This is a genomic window from Anaerotignum lactatifermentans (genome assembly GCF_016902535.1).
GTDB lineage: Bacteria > Bacillota > Clostridia > Lachnospirales > Anaerotignaceae > Anaerotignum > Anaerotignum lactatifermentans_A.
This window is the reverse complement of sequence record NZ_JACSNY010000043.1, coordinates 1-1,105: the sequence shown is the minus strand read 5'-3', so window position 1 is coordinate 1,105 and position 1,105 is coordinate 1. Positions and strand designations below refer to the sequence as shown.

Below are 1,105 nucleotides of genomic sequence, written 5' to 3'. Positions count from 1 at the left end.
CTTGAATTGTCAAGTTAAATGCAACACCTCTGAATAATAAATCTCATAAGGCGTTCTATACCTTAAACATTTTCTGGGACGTTTGTTCATTTCATCCACTTTGCTTTGTATGTATTCTTCACTTATGATTGTGAAATCTTGCCCTTTTGGAAAATATTCTCGAAGTAATCCATTTGTGTTTTCATTTGTCCCCCTTTGCCAAGGCTGATGCGGATAAGGAAAATAAAATCGTACTTTTTCCAATGCATCAGATACTTGAGCATGTAGCGCAAACTCTTTCCCTCTGTCTGGTGTAATAGAATAACATGGTTGGTTTTTCAGTGCATTGATCATTACTTCACCTACGCAAGCAGCTTTCTTGCTTTTTGCTTTTCCTGCTATTAAAAATCTGCTTTTCCGATCAACCAGCGTAACTAGGCAAGCTTTTTCTTTTCCTGTCTGTCCAAGAATCGTATCAGCCTCCCAATCTCCAATCCTTATTCGCTGGTCTGCATCTTTTGGTCGTTCCGTTATCAAATAACTAATTTGTAATTTTCCACGTTTTTCTTCGTAGTTTTTTGTATGACGACTTTTACCACGATGACGCAGTTTTCTGATTGCGCCACGATTGCCACGAGAATTGTGCTGTTGTTTTGTATCAAACATACCTGTATAGATTGCTCTATAAATCGTTGTATAACTGACATAAAAATCAGCTTTTTCCAAACGGAGTCTTCCGGAAATCTGTTCTGGTGACCATTGATGATTTAAGAATTTATCATTTACATAATCAAAAATAGCTTTGTTTTCTAACTTTTTACGGGGTTTACAACTACATCTTCGCAGTTGATATTTTTCCTGTGCCTTTATAGGCAAGTACATAGATTGCTCAGAATTACGTTTCAATTCTCTTGAAATAGTGGATTTACTTCTGCCTATTTTCAGGGCAATTTTAGAAATTGAAAAACCCTTTGCCAAAAAATATAGTATCAATTCTCTTTCAGATAGTGTAAGATGTTTATAGTGGCTCATAGTTCCTCCTAGTTTAATGGATGTCTTTGCAAACACCATTTTACCAGAAACTGTGAGTCATTTTTACTTGTTGCACTTAGATTATAAATTCAAA

At 35.6% G+C, this 1,105-nt stretch carries 1 protein-coding gene; it reads right to left on the bottom strand.

Features of this window, described 5'->3' with window-relative positions; translation table 11 throughout:
• Window positions 1-9 precede the first annotated feature (9 nt).
• Window positions 10-1,011 (bottom strand): IS30 family transposase, encoded by a 1,002-nt coding sequence (locus H9X84_RS12745; RefSeq protein ID WP_205142736.1) that lies wholly within the window; start codon window positions 1,009-1,011, stop codon window positions 10-12.
• Window positions 1,012-1,105 lie beyond the last annotated feature (94 nt).